We start from the raw sequence: 15,123 nt of genomic DNA, 5'->3' as shown, positions 1-15,123 counted from the left end.
TTTCGCGTCAGGGCATTATAGGGTGATGGGGGCGCCACCCAGGCGATCTGACTCATAGGCCGCCTCGATGATACGCATGACGCGGTGCATGGTTGCTAGCCCGGCGCCTGTATAAGCAACGTCTCGGTCAGGCGCGAGGATGTCGGTTACGAAGTTGTCGTAATACACGTCAGAGTTCAAGCTCATGTGCAGGTCACTTGCCTGCCCGGCCGCGTCGACCAGTCGCAAGCCGTCAGCGGTAGAGCGCGCATAGAACTGATCAGTTGACATTGAAAATGAATACTCCCGTTGCTCGGGTGTATTGGCGGGATAATTGTACCCCGTTTCGATAGTGCAGATGCAGCCACTCTCGGTCACCAGGGTCATCAACGAGCCGATCTCTACTGCTGTCAGTAGCGAATCGCGATACATCACTGCCGACACGCTGCGAATCGCCTCTCCGGAGATTTCCTCAACCAGATCGACGAAATGAGGGGCGAGATTGATCGTGCATCCGCCCCCCGATCGTTTCGGCTCAAGCATCCAAGAGCAACTGTTAGCCAGGTAACGTCCAGGCGGGCCAGCGTTGAACCGAAACGCCAGGGTTCTCCACTTGGCTTCACTCTGCCTGGCTTCTTGTTTTAGGCGGTTCAGTAATTCACTGTGCCTCCATATCAACGGCACCGCCACGAACAGACCGTTGGCTTCGGTGCGTTGGTAAAGGTCCAGCACCTCATGCTGGGTTAGCCCGCAAGGCTTTTCCATCGCGAAGGGGACCTTTTGCTCGATCAATGCCTCGCCCATGGCATACAGCTCATCATGCGGGCCAAAGGCGAAGGCAAAATCGGCTTCCTCGTTTTCCAGCAGGGTTTCCCAGTGATCGTAAAGTTGCGCTCCGAAACGCTGGGCGAGAGCGGGGCCCCGCGACCCCGTTGCGTCGGACACCGCCGTGACCGTTACATCAGGCAAGCGCTCAAGCGCATCGAGATAGAGCGGGGTGTGCCAGTGGCTGACTTCTAGGAGAACGACTTTCAAACATCCACCTTTATAAATAAGTATGTTTGACAAACCTGCGGTGCCATGGAGGTTACGGATCGAACCGCGAAAGAATAGCGCGCAAGCTACATTTTTGAGGTTGCAAAACAGACTATCACGACCCTGTTATGAACGGAAGTAAGTTACGTTTTGATCTGGCGCTGAGCGCTGCGCCGGCGCTGTGGAGCAATAGCAGTCGGCGTGAGGGGTGCGCGCATGCCGAAAGCATGCGCATCGTGGAATGTTCTGATTGGAGTGATGAGGAGGGTGCGGGCTGGCAGTCAGGGGAAGGGTATGGGAGGCTACAATCCCGTCGAGTAACGGCGCTCGATGTCTTCAAAACCCAAGAAACTAAGAGCCAGCAAGGCCTGGCCTACGTGCATGGGCTGGCCGTCAAGGGTTTTGCATCCGCGTGTTTGTGCCTCAATTAATAAAGCGGTCGGCTCGGCTCGAGTGATGATGTCGACCACCACCGTGGCTGGGTTCAGCCGCGCTGCTTCTATTGGCATCGGATCATCAGGGTTCATGCCAAGCGGGGTAGCATTGATAACGATGTCATGACCTGTAGGGTCTGGAGGCCCTGCTTGTACGTTGCACGCCCCTTCTTTGCCAGCGTTTTGCGCCAAGTCAGCGGCGCGGAGCGGATCCAAATCTGAAATGGTCAGTGAGCGAGCGCCAGCAGCGGCAACGGCGAAAGCGATGGCCCTTCCCGAGCCCCCTGCTCCGACCAGGAGAACTGATTTCCCGTGTAGAGAAACACCCTGACGCTGCATGCCCAGTACGCAGCCGAGCCCATCGAACACAGCTCCCTCCCAGCGACCGTCCTTGTCGCAGCGAACCACATTGATTGCGCCGATCTGGCGCGCGGTAGGGTGAAGAATGTCTACGACTTCAAGCATGGTTTGCTTGTGCGGCATGGTAATCAGCAGTCCAGCGAGGTTGCGGATTGCGCGCGCGCCTTTTACGAACTCGGCCAGGCCCTGCGTACCGACCTCGAATGGAATGCAGACGGCGTCAGACTGTGCTTCGGCGAATAGCCTATTCAGCAGCATCGGGGATTTGGCGCTCTTGAGCGGATCACCTATCAATCCATAGATGCGCGTTGTGCCGGTGATGAGTGGATGCATGTGAACCTACTGTAGTTGACGGGGGCACGCCAATTGCCAGCTCGCAGCTGTTGGACTTTCTTGCTGGCGGCGCACACGTTTATCGCCGGGGTGCTTAACGTGCTGCGCAGAGCAACTGCGCAACACGTTGAGAGTGATGGGTCTGGTTGTCAGTCGGGCATCACTGGAGTTGATTTTTGAGTGCTTGATTGGGGGTGCTAGTGCTCGATCTGGGATTGGATTTTTCCCGCAGCAGTTCGTACTCCTCCTTCGACATTGGCACAGCGTTGGGGTCACCCAGTTCGCTCAGACGAATACGGAACGTTTCGCGGGTAGTAAACGCCGCAATGGCGCAGATGGCACAGATACCGAAAGTCAGCGCTCCAATTTTCAGAGGGATATTTTCGGTGCCAGGCGGCGCAACCGATACGAACAGGGCTGGTAGAAACGCAGTGCATGCCACGCCGATGTTTTGACCGATGGCCATACCAGTGACGCGTACCCGTGTGCGGAACAACTCAGGGAACATGCTTGGGAAAACACCATTGAAACCTTGGTAGGCCACGCCCCACATGAGAAGCGAGAGAATCAAAGACAGCCAGAGATTGTGGATACTGATTGCATAGAGGTACCCAAACGACAAGAGACCGCCGCAGAGCACGCCCACGATCACCGGGGGGCGACGGCCAATTTTGTCAGAGAGTTTACCGACGAATGGGATAAGTATCACAGCGCACAAATTGCCCAGGACAGGAATCCACATGAACAAGCCGGAGGGAAAACCAATACCGTAAGCTGGCTGGACTGCATAGGTGGCGCCGAACACGGAGGCGAGGATTGCAAGTACTGCAGAGAGTGCCATGCAGATGACACGCAATACATCCTTCCAGCTTTCAGTGAGTACCTCGACTACTGGCAATTTACGAGGCTTGTCCTGTGCTCGCGCCTCCGCGAAGACTGGGGCCTCATGTACTTCGCGGCGGATGATCCATCCGACCACAAGCACCACAGCACTAAGCAAGAAGGGAATTCGCCAGCCCCATGACGCAAAGTCATCCGCAGGCATGAATTGGGCGAGCGGCAGGAAAACCGCCGCCGCGAGCAGTTGCCCGGCTTGCACCCCTTGAAGGGTAAAGCTTGCGAAGTAACCACGGCGCCCGTCAGGTGCATGCTCCATGGTCATAGAGCTTGCGCAAGACACTTCACCGGCAACCGCGAACCCTTGGATCAGACGCAAGATAATCAGTATTGCGGGAGCCCACACGCCGATCTGCTGGTAGGTCGGGAGTAAGCCAATGCACATGGTCGAGAAGCCCATCAAGAACATGCAGTAGACCAATACTGTCTTGCGGCCATGGCGGTCACCCAAGTGCCCTAGCACCACTGCTCCTATAGGTCGTGCGATATACCCAACGCCGAAGCTAGCGAGTGAAACGATGATTCCTACGGTTGGATCGTCCGTTGGAAAAAACAGTTGCGGGAAAAGCAGGGCAGCGGCAGTCGCATAAATGAAAAAGTCGTAGTACTCCAACGCCGAGCCGATCCAGCCGCTAGCTGCGGCCTTCCTTGACTGACGCTTGGAGTGTGGATCGCTCGGGATGCCATGGCTCATGAAGTGTCTCCGGTACCGTAATTTTGTTATTGTAACGTCGTTCCATTTGTAATGTTGTTCCCGAGCATTGCCTTTGTCAAGCGTGCTGGCACGGTTCAGGTTCATGAGTCGGCCGCCCTTAGGCCGGCTGTTCACGAGCCATTCATGGTTTGAGGGAGTGGAAGGCCCGCCAGCGTGAATGCAGCCTCATCGCTGTACTTCTAGTGAGTCGGGTATAGATAAGCAGTTGGGGAGGGGGCAAGCGACTGAACGTATTTGCGTTGACTTGACGATCGCGTGATGATTACTATTGTAACTGTGTTCCAGATAGAACGGCGTGACATTTTCGTCGGCGCTGCTCAAAACCAGCTGAGAATAATTCCATGAGAGTCGTTAAAGGTGCTGTTGATCGTTGCCTTGAGGCTATCGAGCTGCTGGCTCGTGAGGCCCGCTGGATGCGAATGTCCGATATTGCAGGTGAATTGGGGATGGAAAAGGGGCCTGCGCACCGTGTGCTTGCACAATTGGTGGAGCAAGGGTGGGCCGAGCAGGATGAGGCGACATCCCAATACCGTCTGACACTCAAATTGGCGCTTTTGGGGCAGCGTTATCTGAACGGCATCGGCTTGCCGGAGCTTGTTCAGCCGATCATTGAAAATGTAGCGTCTTTATCCCATGAGCTGGTACGCCTAACTGTCGTATGCGAGGGCGGTTTGTCCTGGCTGGCCTCGGCTCAAGGCGCTGCACCTGGGTTGATGTACTCGCCCGCCATGGATCAGCCTATCAATCTGTACACCACCGCTAATGGCAAAGCCTGGCTTGCATCTATGCCTGACGAGCAAGCTGTCGAGATTGCTATCCGCGACGGTTTGGGCAAAGACCAGGGTACAGGCAAGGGTCCTCGGGCTATCAATACTGTCGAACGCTTACTTTCCGACTTGGCGGCGACCAGAGCACGGGGCTACGGACTCGTTGTGGAAGAGGCTGAGGCCGGCGTGTGGGCAATCGCGGTTCCGGTGAGGCTCATTCCATCTGGAATTGTGGTCGGGACCATGAGTATCGCCGGTCCGGTGTTGCGCATGCATCCAGACCGCTACGAGGATTTGCATGCATTGCTCGAGGATGCTGCGAACAAGCTCGGTACGGTATGGCCTCGGCAATCCAGTGTGCAGGGATGAAGTGCATGGATAAGTTCAGTCAATCAGCCGATGCGCCTGAATCCATCCTTCTGCAAGCCGCCGCGCACCTCGTGAACGCACGCCAAACGGGTAATAAATTAGATGCCCTGCCATGCAATGAGATTTCACTGAGCCTAGAGCAAGGCTTCGAGATACAGCAGCATGTCGGTGTGCTGGCCGGGAAAAAAGTGGGCGGATGGAAATGCGCATTGCCCAAGCCCGGCAAGTGGATAGTCGCGCCTATCTACACCGATAGCATCGTGAGCTGCGACCAATACTCCCTGGGCTTCGCAACTTCCAAGGTGCGAATCGAACCTGAGCTTGCATGCGTGTTAGGGGCCGGCCTTCCTGCCCGCGCGGCGCCTTACACGGCCGACGATATAACGCGCTCTATCAGCCAGGTACACCTTGCGCTGGAGGTGATCGACAGTCGGTACACCGATCCGCAAAAAGTTACGTTTGAGCAGTTGCTGGCTGACGGGTTGTTCAACCAGGGGCTAGTCCTGGGGGCACGTGCCGTTTCACTAACCTCGAACAATTTGCCCACTCACCTTGATGTAACGCTTAGTCATCCGGGTGTCGAGCCTGTGAGCGTTGCCGGCACTCACCCGGATCAAGACCCCGTCTCGCCGATCGTCTGGCTTGCCAATTTTCTTTCTGCACGGGGCATTGATCTGCAAGCGGGTCAGGTCGTGATCACCGGCTCCTATGCAGGGGTACTCGAAGTTCCCACTCACCAGCCGCTGGACATCCAGTTCGGCGAGGCAGGTTCACTGTCTGTCTTTTTTTCAACGCTTGAGGAGTAACGTATGCGCTTGGTTCGTTTCGGTTTGCCTGGACAAGAACTGCCTGGAATTTTGGATGCTCAAGGACAGGTCAGGGATCTCACTGGCATCGTCGATGATATCGATGCAGCGGCGCTGTCGCCGTCCAGCATCGAGAAGCTGCGCGGTGTCGACATTGAGCGTCTGCCGTTCGCGCCTGCGGGATCGCGTCTAGGGCCGTGTGTGGGCAGTGTGCCGAACCTGATCTGCATCGGCCTCAATTATTCTGACCACGCCGCCGAGACCAACACGCCTATTCCGAGCCAGCCTGTTGTATTCAATAAACACACAGGCTCTATCAGCGGTGCAAACGACCCTGTGATTCTGCCGGGTGATTCTAAGAAGCTCGACTGGGAAGTTGAACTGGCCATCGTGATTGGTTCACCCGCCTGGCACATAGAAGAAAGCAAGGCGCTGGATCATGTGGCCGGATACTGCCTGGCTAACGATGTCTCCGAACGTGCCTATCAGCTTGAGTACGAAGGGCAATGGACCAAGGGTAAGAGCAGCTTTTCCTTCGCGCCACTTGGCCCTTGGTTGGTGACTCGCGATGAAATCGCCGATCCGCAGAACCTCGACCTCTGGCTGGAAGTGAACGGCAAGCGTTATCAGAACGGTAACACTCGGACCATGATTTTCAGTGTCGCGCACATCGTTTCTTACCTGAGCCGTTTCATGCCGCTCATGCCGGGTGATGTGATTATCACCGGGACACCACCAGGTGTTGGGCTTGGACAGAAACCAAATGTGTTTCTCAAGGCGGGTGACGTCATGCGCGTAGGGGGCACAGGGCTGGGCGAACAGTCTCAGGCGGTAGTGCCGTATGTAGCGGAAATGGGAGCTGCCTGGGTTGCGGGCCGTCATCCTAACGTTGATTAATGCCGGAGAATGAGACATGAGCTTTGCAGGAACAGGTGTGGTTGCAATTTGGCATGATCTTGTGCCCGACGCGCGGGATGAGTTCTACGAATGGCATAACCGTGAACACATGCCAGAGCGCGCGGCGATTCCGGGATTTCAGCGGGGGCGACGATACATCGCGCTCGATGCTGGGCCTGCTTATTTCAATCTGTACGAGGCTGATTCTGTCGAGGTGCTGGGGGGGCCAGATTACCTGGCTCGCCTAAATGCGCCGACGCCATGGACACAGAAAGTCGTGCAGTCATACCGTAATGTCGCCCGATCGATTTGCGACGTTCATTACACGGCCGGTGTGGGTAATGGCGCTTATTTGGTGACCCTGCGCTTCAATGTCGCCGTCGAGCGCTACACGGACGTTCTGCAAGCATTGCGCGATCGAATGTTGCCCCCGCTGGTCGACGCACAAGGGATCACCGGTGTCCACTTCTGCACCGCTGATGAAGCCGTCAGCAAGGTTGAGACTGCGGAGAAGAAGGCCCGATCAGAGGGCACTGAAATTCCATCCTGGATCATCATGATCGAAGGTTGCGCCGCTGACTATGTCGGACATATCAGAGAGCGACTGGTCGCGGAGTTGAGCAACCTGCTGGACGACCCTGAGCAGCAGCTCGCCACCACGCTTTACCAACTGGAATACACCCGCTGCAAGACACCTTCCAGCGCGGGTTGAGATTTGCTGACCTGCAGCGACACTGCAGGTAGTGCTTGATCGTTTTCCTCTTCTGGGCGCGCCTCGCCAAGTGCCATGCGCTTTGTCTTTGGCGTGCTCATTTTTTGACTTTATAGAGGGTAGTGGGAGTTTGGCCTGCGCTCACGAATTGACGGGCTCGGCCGTCGCCGTCTGCTGGATGTCGCAACAATAGCGCGCCGCGCTGCGCCACGGAGGCGCAGTAATAAGCCTGAGGTCATGCAGGCTTGCGCTATTCATAGAAACGGAAGAACCCTCTGCTTAAAGGGGGGCGTCAATTAATAGAAAGCGTTGTACAAAACCTCGTTGAATGAATGCTCGGCGTGACAAGCTGCGTTTATATTAAATGTCTGTGATGGAAATAATAAAAAATGAAAATCCGCGCATCCGAATATATTTACAATAACGCAAAGATATTTTTTGTTCTGCCGCTTTTCAGTACGGCAGCCTGCGTGCAGGCAACCGAGGCTGGATTTATAGGGGATTCAACAGCTGCGCTGGCGCTACGTAATTTTTACATTAACCGTAACTTTGTAAGCGACTCTGCCACTCAAGGCAAAGCAGAAGAGTGGAGTCAAGCTTTTATCATGAGTTATAAGTCGGGCTTTACCCAGGGGCCGGTGGGCTTTGGCGTTGACGCCCTGGGGCTGTTCGCCGTGAAGTTAGACAGTGGGCGTGGCACCCGAGGAACACAATTGCTGCCCATTCATGACGATGGCCGCGCGGCCGATGATTACGGGCGTTTGGCAATTGCAGGTAAAGCGCGGTTCTCTTCTACAGAGCTCAAGGTCGGCGAATGGATGCCCACGCTGCCAATCTTGCGTTCAGATGACGGCCGGTCGTTACCCCAGACGTTCCGCGGTGCACAGATTACTTCTCGAGAAATCGAAAATGTTACCCTCTACGGCGGGCAATTCCGTGCTAACAGCCCGCGAAATGATGCCAGCATGGAGGATATGTTCCTCGCGCAGAAACCGGGCGTCACCTCTGATCGGTTCAACTTCCTGGGTGGCGAGTATACGTTCAATGACAAGCGGACGATGCTCGGCGTGTGGGGGGCTGAGTTGAAAGATATCTATAGTCAGCAGATGGTGCAGCTCACCCATAGCCAATCCGTTGGCGACTGGACGCTGGGTGCCAATTTACAATGGTTCACTGGTAAGGATGAGGGGCGATCTCTGGCGGGAGATCTTGATAACCGTACAGGATCTGGTTTGTTTTTCGCCAAGTATGGTGCAAACACATTTTATATCGGGTTGCAAAAGGTCTCTGGTCAGGACGGTTGGATGAAAGTTAACGGCACGTCGGGTGGCTCACTGGCCAATGACAGCTTTAACTCTAGCTACGAAAATGCTAATGAGCGCTCTTGGCAGTTGCGACATGATTATAATTTCACGGCGCTGGGTGTGCCCGGGCTGACCCTTATGAACCGGTACATCAAGGGAAGCGGTATCCATGTGGGTACTGAGACTGACGCCAAGGAGTGGGGCAGGGAGAGTGAACTGGCTTATGTTTTTCAATCTGGCGCACTTAAAGACCTGAACGTCAAATGGCGAAATTCGACACTGCGTCGAGCGTGGGGGACTAATACCAGTTTCAATGAAAACCGCCTAATCATTAACTACCCGCTTTCGTTGTTTTGATTTGCGTAAAGCAGTGGGCGTCATTCGAGAAATGAACGTACAAAACGGATCCGCGATCATCTGGCTGTGCGGGTGCTGAGGCAGACAGTTGGGTTGATGGTGAGGCCAATTCCCTTTTGTTTGCTCTCGCGAACCGGGGATATCGATTCTGATTTCAACGGGCAAAACAAAGCCCGCCAAGGCGGGCTAAGGCGGTTCCGTCGCAGGGTCAGCGTTGCACTTTTTGCTGTTGCAGGCGCTGGAAACGGGTCACGGCGATCTGCACGGCAGCCGCTACGACGCAAAGCAGGCCGATTTTCCAGCTGCCTTCCAGCCCGAAATGTTCGGATGCCTTCCCAGCGATGAGTACGCTAAAGAAGATGGCGATAGGCAGGATCAATTTGTTCATTAGGGCTTCCAGCAGAGAACGACAAAAGGCGTAAAGGGGATACGGTTCGGGTCATTAGGCTTGGTCAGCCTTGGCGGAATGCACCTTGCGCACGATCACATCGATCCGATGCCAATTCACTGATTCAGAGTCGATGATCATAGGGCATTCGGTTTCACGCAACAGGATAACCTCAAGCCCTTCTGAAAGCCGCCGAACGTCTTCCACGCTTTGAAATGACATCTGCACTTGGCTCGCCCAGCTGTGCCTCAGGCCGAAGAAATGGCCCACGAAGACGCCACCTGGCAGTAGTGCATCGCGCACCTGGCTCCAGAGGTAATCGAATCGGCCAGGGTGGCAAAAAGGCAGTGAAAGGCCGGCGTGGATCAAGTTCGAGGCAGGCAACTCGGTGAGGTGCTCAAAGTCTGCGACTTTCGCGTCGAGCATGCGGGCGTCGCTCAATGAGCACTTGCGGATCGTCCTGGCGATGGCTTCAGGTTCTTTGTCTATAGCCAGAACCTGCCAGCCTGCCTGGATGAGTTGCCAAGCCTCATTACCGGCGCCGCACCCCAGGTCGACTGCGTGACGGGGGTATTGATCTTTGACGTGGTCAATCGCGTAACTGAGCAGTGGGGAGGGGGCACGTTTGTCCGTGCGCTTATAGAAAGCGTTCCAGCTCGTCATCGATAAAGCGTCCTGACCAGTCCATTGTTCATCAGGCCATTGAGGGAGTGGCCCTGCATCATCGATGGATATTATCTCGGTAACTCACCCCGCCTGGGTTCGGTGTATTACCGCACGTTACCGAGTACATCTAGCTTGAGTTAACCCCTCACCCTCAGCGCGCCAGCTTCAAAGATGGGTACGTATCCACCCGTCAGCCACGTCGCCCATCGTCAACGGCTCGCCGCTCTTGATCCAGGCCATGAAGGCGCGATCAAACTTGAATGCGCTTCCGCACTCATCCGTTAGGAACCGTCGAACTTTTTGCGTGCTCCGGTAGTGTTTGTCCAGTGGGGTGCTTCTGGTGATCGGCCCTGCGTGCCAGTCAACGCTCATTTCCTTATTCCTGTATGAAGGCATGAGCAAAGAGCTTACCCGCGCAGACGCTACAAATCACTCATGCGCTGGCCGCTGGCTGAACAGGGGCTACTGCAAGGTCGGTGGTTTGACGGTGCCCGACATCTTGCTCAACACCGCCTCTATTCGCGCGATCGACTTATCAAGGTCATCGGCTTCCTTGTCATAGCCCTCCTTTCTAAATCGATCACGCGACTGTCGCAGGTTGAGCAGGTTCTTTTGCAGTTTCAGGGCCGAGGCGTCGAACGGGTCCATGCTTTTCTCATGCGGTGGGCATCCGTGCCGTTGTAGGAAAATGGGACCGTAGCAGCTCGATTTTGCCGATGAAACTGATGTTTCATACAGGGAAATGCCACTGCTTGGATTTCTCCTACGATGTACGGGTAAAGATCCTACAAACTTCGCATCTGACCGTTTCAAATCGTGTGCTGCATAAGGTTCTCAACGCCCCAGGCTCAAGGGTTTCGAGCAATTTAGGTCGCGCCGTCGCCAGCAGCGGTGTAAAGCAGGGTCACCGAACGTTGTGAAACCTTATGTAGCAATTACAGCCCCTGAAGTAGGGGCTGCTGACGCGGGAAACACGTCGGTGACTACAGGTGGTCCGCGTCGATCACTGCTTGAGCGAACGCATCGGGGGCTTCTTGGGGCAGGTTGTGGCCAATGCCGCCACTGATCAGGCGGTACGCGTACTTGCCGGTAAAGCGTTGTGCATAGCTTTCTGCCGGTGGGTGCGGTGCTCCGTTGGCATCACCTTCCAAGGCGATGGTCGGCACACTGATGCTGGGGAAGGTGGCCAGTTTCGCTTCCAGTGGGGCGTAGCGGGCCTCGCCTTGTGCCAGCCCCAAGCGCCAGCGGTAGTTGTGCACGGTGATGGCAACCTGATCGGGGTTGTCCAGCGCCTTGGCACTGCGCTCGAAGGTGGTGTCATCGAAGGCCCACTTGGGTGAGGCGGTTTGCCAGATCAGCTTGGCGAACGCATGGCGGTTCTTGTCATAACCGGCTTGGCCGCGCTCGGTGGCGAAGTAGTACTGGTACCACCATTGCAGTTCGGCACTGGGCGGGAGCGGCGCCTTGGCGGCTTCCTGGCTGCTGATCAGGTAGCCACTGACTGACACCAGTGCTTTGACCCGCTCGGGCCACAGGGCCGAGACGATGTCGGCAGTACGGGCGCCCCAGTCGAAACCGGCGAGTACGGCGTGCTGGATGTGAAGGGCATCCATGAAGGCGATGACGTCGCTGGCCAGGGCCGAGGGCTGGGCATTGCGTAGGGTCTGCGCTGAAAGGAAGCGGGTCTGCCCATAGCCCCGTACGTACGGCACGAGCACGCGGTAGCCTTTTGCGGCGAGCTTCGGTGCCACCGCCTCGAAACTGTGAATGTCGTAGGGCCACCCATGCAGCAAGATGACCACAGGGCCATCGGCTGGGCCTTGCTCGACATAGGCCACATCGAGAACGCCAGCTTCAACGTGCTTGAGTGGGCCGAAGCGCTCCGCTGGGGTGGCCGTTGCCTGAGCCGGTGCTGACGCAGCCGAACAGGCGGCAGTCGCCATCAGGCCAAGGGGAAGAAGGGCACAGGCGAGGAGGTGGCGGATGCGGCGTGTTGGGTGGCTTGAAGGTGTCGAGGGGTGGGCAAGCATCATGCATCTCCTTGGCAAGGCCGCAGGTATGGGTTGATGCAAGCCAGTAAAGAGGACCTCTGTATCAAGGGTATGTCCGATTTAGCTGTAGGAAACGTTCTTGTGTATCAGGTCTCAGTTTGTACACATAAAGATACAACCATGCCGTCGCAGCGTGTCAGACCGCTTCTGCTACGATCGATAATTTCCCCAGGCCAAGGAGAGGCCCTATGCATTACGTCGTGATTGAGCGCCACCGCAGCGAATACCCAAGGCCGATTCGTTTTGCCAAGGGCACGCTGCTGGATATCGGCCCGCGCTATGAAGGGGAGCCGGGCTGGCAGGACTGGTACTTGTGTTCATGCCCTGGGCAGGAGCCGGGGTGGGTGCCGGCGCAATTGATCGAGCGGTTCAGTGTGGAGAAAGGCAGGGCGCTTGATCACTACTCGGCCCATGAGCTGGATGCCGACCCCGGGCAACTGGTGCAGAAGGTGCGCTCGCTCAATGGCTGGATGTGGTGCCGGCGCCATGACGATGATGAGTTCGGTTGGTTGCCGCTGACAAAACTGGAGCAACTGAGTTGAGGTGGGGCGCACCACGGTGCTGATCACTGGCATCTGATCCGCTTTTTTTCTACAAACCTGCATCTGTAACCGTATCAGCCATGGACCGACAATAGGCCCATCCCCGCATCACACTGTAGAGGTTCCGATGGGCAAGCTGACGCTGTTCCTGGGTGGTTTTCTGCTCCTGACCATTCTGATAGGTATTTTGGGCACCATTCCGCCAAGCTGACTTTCACCCGACTCCTCCCTTCGCGGCCCGTCTGATTCGCCAGATGGGCCCACCCGCCTGCGCCCCCGGCTACCCCGTTCATTCACCATGACTGATCAGTGGTACCTGCAAGTAATTCTCAAGTGCGAATGGCTCGTGTAATCTCCCGCCGCCGTCCTGCGGCCCACGTTGATGGGCCGGTCTTTTGCCTTGGAGTCGAAACACACATGGAATGCAAGAAAGGCACTTCAGCCATGCTGGAGTGGCGTAGCCGTTTTCTCGCTGAAGGCACGCTCGATGAGGACGCGTACGACGAGGCACTGCGAAGCGCAGGCGTATTGGAACAGGCGGGTGAGATCAGCACGCTTGAGTGGATCGAGTTGGTCAGGCTGGCCAATACAGCGTTGCTGCATGTGCGATAAGTCGTTCTTTGCGCTGGGAAATCTGTCCACAAAAAACGTGGGTAGGTCTGTGGATAAAATGCTGCAAGCCAAGCCGGAAGCGGGCTCTGTTAAATTGAGCAGAATTTGAACAGTCCTTTTGAGTCCTCGCCGTCACGCCGACAGGCCGGCGCGGCGCAGGGCCTGCAGCAGTTCACGAACCCGCGCGGGCAACTCGCCGGCCGGGTACAGCGCGTGCATTTGCGGGTCTTGGCCGGTGCTTGAGGTCAAGCGGTATTGCGGGCACACCCGCACCAGGCGCCCGGCCTTGACCTGAGTTTCGCCCACCCAGGCCGCCAGGCGGGCGATACCGGCCCCGGCCAGTGTGCTGTGGTACACCGCATCGCCAGAACCCAGCCGAAGCCGTGGCGTTGGGCGCAGGCTGGTGATCTGGCCATCTCGGCAGAAATGCCAGGCTTTGAGTATGCGTGGGGCGGTATGCAGAATCAGTGCATGGCGCTCCAGGTCTTCTGGGTGTTGCGGGTTGCCGGTGCTGGCCAGGTAAGCAGGGCTTGCATACAGATGGCGTTGGTAACCCCACAGCGGATAGCCGATCAGTTCGCTGGATTGCGGAAAGGCGCCGCGCACCACGAAGTCGAACTTGTCCAGCAGCGGGTCCAGGGCGGCATCGCTGTACTGCACGTCCAGGGTCACCTGTGGATGACGCTGGGAAAACTCAGCGAGTACCCGGGGCAACACATGCTCACCGAGCAATTGCGGCACGGCGAAACGGATCCAGCCTTGGGCGCTACCGCTTAGCGCGGCCAACTCGTCGACTGCATCACGTTGCACATCCAGCAAGCGTTCGGCATGGGGGAGCAGGCGCTCGCCAGCTTCGGTCAGGGTCACCGCGTTGGCGTTGCGGTTGAGCAGTTTACTGCCGGCGTTGTCCTCCAACGTTTGCACCGCTCGGGTTACTGCGCTGGGTGAACGCCCTAGGGCGCGTGCCGCAGCGACGAAGCTGCGCTTGTGGGCAACACTGACGAACGCCTGAATCTCCCGCAGCATGTCCAAGGCCATTGCCTGCTCCTCATTGCAGTTTTCGCAATGTGGCATTTCAACACAAGCGCGGCACTTTGATTAGCCTTGCAGCCTGTCTTACTGCCTGGAGCCGCGTCATGATGGATATCGCTGTACTTTCTGTGTTCGCCTTTGCCGCCGGTTTGATCGATGCCGCCGTAGGCGGTGGCGGGCTTATTCAGATCCCGGCGCTGTTCAACGTGCTGCCCACCGCGCAACCGGCGGCCTTGCTGGGCACCAACAAACTGGCCTCGGTGTGCGGCACTGCCTTTGCGGCTCGCTCGTTCATCCGCAAGGTCACATTGGACTGGGGGCTGATCGTGCCCGCGGCGCTCAGTGCCTTTGTCATGTCGTTTGCCGGCGCCGCCACGGTATCGCTGGTGCCGCCCAGCGTGATGCGCCCGGCCGTGCTGGTGATGATCGTGCTGATGGCGATCTACACGTTCTGCAAAAAGGACTTCGGCACGTTGCACAAGCCCACGCAGATCGGCCGCAAGGAGCAATGCCTGGCGGTGTTGATCGGTGGGGCCATTGGTTTTTACGATGGCCTGTTCGGGCCAGGGACCGGCAGCTTCCTGATCTTTCTGTTCATTCGTTTTTTTGCCCTGGACTTCCTGCACGCTTCGGCTTCGGCCAAAGTGGTGAATATCGCCACTAACTTGGCGGCGCTGGTGTTCTTCGTGCCGTCGGGCAACGTACTGTATGCCATCGCCTTGCCCATGGCGGCCTGCAACATCCTCGGTGCATTGACCGGCACTTGGCTGGCGGTGCGCAAGGGCGCAGGTTTCGTGCGTGGGTTGTTTCTGATTTTGCTGTGCGTACTGATTGCCAAGCTGTCCTGGGATTTGCTGGCCGGTTGAG

17 protein-coding genes are annotated in these 15,123 nt (G+C 56.9%); 8 read left to right on the top strand and 9 right to left on the bottom strand.

Annotation, left to right across the window (positions count from 1 at the left end; genetic code table 11):
* Window positions 1-15: 15 nt before the first annotated feature.
* The 3 genes from D886_RS0104290 to D886_RS0104280 form a co-directional block, all read right to left on the bottom strand.
* Window positions 16-1,014 carry a Gfo/Idh/MocA family protein gene (locus tag D886_RS0104290; RefSeq protein ID WP_027592717.1) on the bottom strand — a complete coding sequence of 333 codons (999 nt, stop codon included), beginning with the start codon at window positions 1,012-1,014 and terminating at the stop codon, window positions 16-18.
* Between the two features lie 302 nt (window positions 1,015-1,316).
* On the bottom strand, window positions 1,317-2,141 hold the full coding sequence (locus D886_RS0104285; RefSeq protein WP_027592716.1) for a shikimate dehydrogenase: 825 nt from the start codon (window positions 2,139-2,141) through the stop codon (window positions 1,317-1,319).
* 160 nt (window positions 2,142-2,301) lie between these two features.
* Window positions 2,302-3,732, bottom strand: coding sequence for an MFS transporter (locus tag D886_RS0104280; protein ID WP_027592715.1), 1,431 nt, complete (start codon window positions 3,730-3,732; stop codon window positions 2,302-2,304).
* A gap of 362 nt (window positions 3,733-4,094) precedes the next feature.
* Between D886_RS0104280 and D886_RS0104275 the strand changes: the two genes are divergently transcribed.
* The 5 genes from D886_RS0104275 to D886_RS0104255 all read left to right on the top strand — a co-directional run bounded on the left by D886_RS0104275 (window position 4,095) and on the right by D886_RS0104255 (window position 8,965).
* The gene (locus tag D886_RS0104275; protein ID WP_027592714.1) at window positions 4,095-4,889 is read left to right on the top strand and encodes an IclR family transcriptional regulator; all 795 of its coding nucleotides are present in this window, start codon (window positions 4,095-4,097) and stop codon (window positions 4,887-4,889) included.
* Between the two features lie 5 nt (window positions 4,890-4,894).
* Window positions 4,895-5,695 (top strand): 2-keto-4-pentenoate hydratase, encoded by an 801-nt coding sequence (locus D886_RS0104270; RefSeq protein ID WP_027592713.1) that lies wholly within the window; start codon window positions 4,895-4,897, stop codon window positions 5,693-5,695.
* A 3-nt stretch (window positions 5,696-5,698) separates the two neighbouring features.
* Window positions 5,699-6,592, top strand: a complete 894-nt coding sequence (locus D886_RS0104265; protein ID WP_027592712.1) for a fumarylacetoacetate hydrolase family protein — start codon at window positions 5,699-5,701, stop codon at window positions 6,590-6,592.
* Between the two features lie 16 nt (window positions 6,593-6,608).
* Window positions 6,609-7,304 carry a hypothetical protein gene (locus D886_RS0104260; protein WP_027592711.1) on the top strand — a complete coding sequence of 232 codons (696 nt, stop codon included), beginning with the start codon at window positions 6,609-6,611 and terminating at the stop codon, window positions 7,302-7,304.
* Window positions 7,305-7,693: 389 nt separating this feature from the next.
* Window positions 7,694-8,965 (top strand): OprD family porin, encoded by a 1,272-nt coding sequence (locus D886_RS0104255; RefSeq protein ID WP_081717449.1) that lies wholly within the window; start codon window positions 7,694-7,696, stop codon window positions 8,963-8,965.
* Between the two features lie 208 nt (window positions 8,966-9,173).
* Here the strand turns inward: D886_RS0104255 and D886_RS0104250 are convergent, their stop codons facing one another.
* From D886_RS0104250 to D886_RS0104230, 5 genes are all read right to left on the bottom strand, one after another.
* A complete protein-coding gene (locus tag D886_RS0104250) occupies window positions 9,174-9,353 on the bottom strand; it encodes a hypothetical protein (protein WP_033693980.1) in 180 nt (59 codons plus the stop codon).
* A 54-nt stretch (window positions 9,354-9,407) separates the two neighbouring features.
* Window positions 9,408-10,016, bottom strand: coding sequence for a trans-aconitate 2-methyltransferase (locus D886_RS26740; protein ID WP_033693977.1), 609 nt, complete (start codon window positions 10,014-10,016; stop codon window positions 9,408-9,410).
* A 168-nt stretch (window positions 10,017-10,184) separates the two neighbouring features.
* Window positions 10,185-10,391, bottom strand: a complete 207-nt coding sequence (locus D886_RS0104240; protein ID WP_027592708.1) for a DUF6434 domain-containing protein — start codon at window positions 10,389-10,391, stop codon at window positions 10,185-10,187.
* Between the two features lie 90 nt (window positions 10,392-10,481).
* Window positions 10,482-10,667 carry a hypothetical protein gene (locus D886_RS0104235; protein ID WP_027592707.1) on the bottom strand — a complete coding sequence of 62 codons (186 nt, stop codon included), beginning with the start codon at window positions 10,665-10,667 and terminating at the stop codon, window positions 10,482-10,484.
* Between the two features lie 335 nt (window positions 10,668-11,002).
* On the bottom strand, window positions 11,003-12,049 hold the full coding sequence (locus D886_RS0104230; protein WP_027592706.1) for an alpha/beta fold hydrolase: 1,047 nt from the start codon (window positions 12,047-12,049) through the stop codon (window positions 11,003-11,005).
* 209 nt (window positions 12,050-12,258) lie between these two features.
* On the opposite strand from D886_RS0104230, the gene D886_RS0104225 reads away from it, so the two are divergent.
* Window positions 12,259-12,612: an SH3 domain-containing protein gene (locus D886_RS0104225; protein ID WP_027592705.1), complete on the top strand. Its 354-nt coding sequence runs from the start codon at window positions 12,259-12,261 to the stop codon at window positions 12,610-12,612.
* 417 nt (window positions 12,613-13,029) lie between these two features.
* Window positions 13,030-13,224, top strand: coding sequence for a hypothetical protein (locus D886_RS0104215; protein WP_027592704.1), 195 nt, complete (start codon window positions 13,030-13,032; stop codon window positions 13,222-13,224).
* Between the two features lie 132 nt (window positions 13,225-13,356).
* Here D886_RS0104215 and D886_RS0104210 read toward each other — a convergent pair whose 3' ends face one another.
* Window positions 13,357-14,262, bottom strand: a complete 906-nt coding sequence (locus D886_RS0104210; RefSeq protein ID WP_027592703.1) for a LysR family transcriptional regulator — start codon at window positions 14,260-14,262, stop codon at window positions 13,357-13,359.
* Between the two features lie 98 nt (window positions 14,263-14,360).
* On the opposite strand from D886_RS0104210, the gene D886_RS0104205 reads away from it, so the two are divergent.
* Window positions 14,361-15,122, top strand: a complete 762-nt coding sequence (locus D886_RS0104205) for a TSUP family transporter (RefSeq protein WP_027592702.1) — start codon at window positions 14,361-14,363, stop codon at window positions 15,120-15,122.
* Window position 15,123: the final 1 nt, after the last annotated feature.

Origin of the sequence: Pseudomonas sp. LAIL14HWK12:I7 (assembly GCF_000483465.1) — a bacterium.
GTDB classification, from domain to species: domain Bacteria; phylum Pseudomonadota; class Gammaproteobacteria; order Pseudomonadales; family Pseudomonadaceae; genus Aquipseudomonas; species Aquipseudomonas kermanshahensis.
The sequence above is the reverse complement of the archived record's forward strand: the minus strand, read 5'-3'. Positions and strand labels throughout refer to the sequence as shown.

What these genes read in the sequence shown, in the direction of transcription:
- D886_RS0104205 (WP_027592702.1), top strand. Translation starts at nt 14,361, where the DNA reads ATGATGGATATCGCTGTACTTTCTGTGTTCGCCTTTGCCGCCGGTTTG.
- D886_RS0104265 (WP_027592712.1), top strand. Translation starts at nt 5,699, where the DNA reads ATGCGCTTGGTTCGTTTCGGTTTGCCTGGACAAGAACTGCCTGGAATT.
- D886_RS0104250 (WP_033693980.1), bottom strand. Translation starts at nt 9,353, where the DNA reads ATGAACAAATTGATCCTGCCTATCGCCATCTTCTTTAGCGTACTCATC.
- D886_RS0104285 (WP_027592716.1), bottom strand. Translation starts at nt 2,141, where the DNA reads ATGCATCCACTCATCACCGGCACAACGCGCATCTATGGATTGATAGGT.
- D886_RS0104240 (WP_027592708.1), bottom strand. Translation starts at nt 10,391, where the DNA reads ATGAGCGTTGACTGGCACGCAGGGCCGATCACCAGAAGCACCCCACTG.
- D886_RS0104270 (WP_027592713.1), top strand. Translation starts at nt 4,895, where the DNA reads ATGGATAAGTTCAGTCAATCAGCCGATGCGCCTGAATCCATCCTTCTG.
- D886_RS0104260 (WP_027592711.1), top strand. Translation starts at nt 6,609, where the DNA reads ATGAGCTTTGCAGGAACAGGTGTGGTTGCAATTTGGCATGATCTTGTG.
- D886_RS0104225 (WP_027592705.1), top strand. Translation starts at nt 12,259, where the DNA reads ATGCATTACGTCGTGATTGAGCGCCACCGCAGCGAATACCCAAGGCCG.
- D886_RS0104255 (WP_081717449.1), top strand. Translation starts at nt 7,694, where the DNA reads ATGAAAATCCGCGCATCCGAATATATTTACAATAACGCAAAGATATTT.
- D886_RS26740 (WP_033693977.1), bottom strand. Translation starts at nt 10,016, where the DNA reads ATGACGAGCTGGAACGCTTTCTATAAGCGCACGGACAAACGTGCCCCC.
- D886_RS0104230 (WP_027592706.1), bottom strand. Translation starts at nt 12,049, where the DNA reads ATGCTTGCCCACCCCTCGACACCTTCAAGCCACCCAACACGCCGCATC.
- D886_RS0104275 (WP_027592714.1), top strand. Translation starts at nt 4,095, where the DNA reads ATGAGAGTCGTTAAAGGTGCTGTTGATCGTTGCCTTGAGGCTATCGAG.
- D886_RS0104215 (WP_027592704.1), top strand. Translation starts at nt 13,030, where the DNA reads ATGGAATGCAAGAAAGGCACTTCAGCCATGCTGGAGTGGCGTAGCCGT.
- D886_RS0104280 (WP_027592715.1), bottom strand. Translation starts at nt 3,732, where the DNA reads ATGAGCCATGGCATCCCGAGCGATCCACACTCCAAGCGTCAGTCAAGG.
- D886_RS0104235 (WP_027592707.1), bottom strand. Translation starts at nt 10,667, where the DNA reads ATGGACCCGTTCGACGCCTCGGCCCTGAAACTGCAAAAGAACCTGCTC.
- D886_RS0104210 (WP_027592703.1), bottom strand. Translation starts at nt 14,262, where the DNA reads ATGGCCTTGGACATGCTGCGGGAGATTCAGGCGTTCGTCAGTGTTGCC.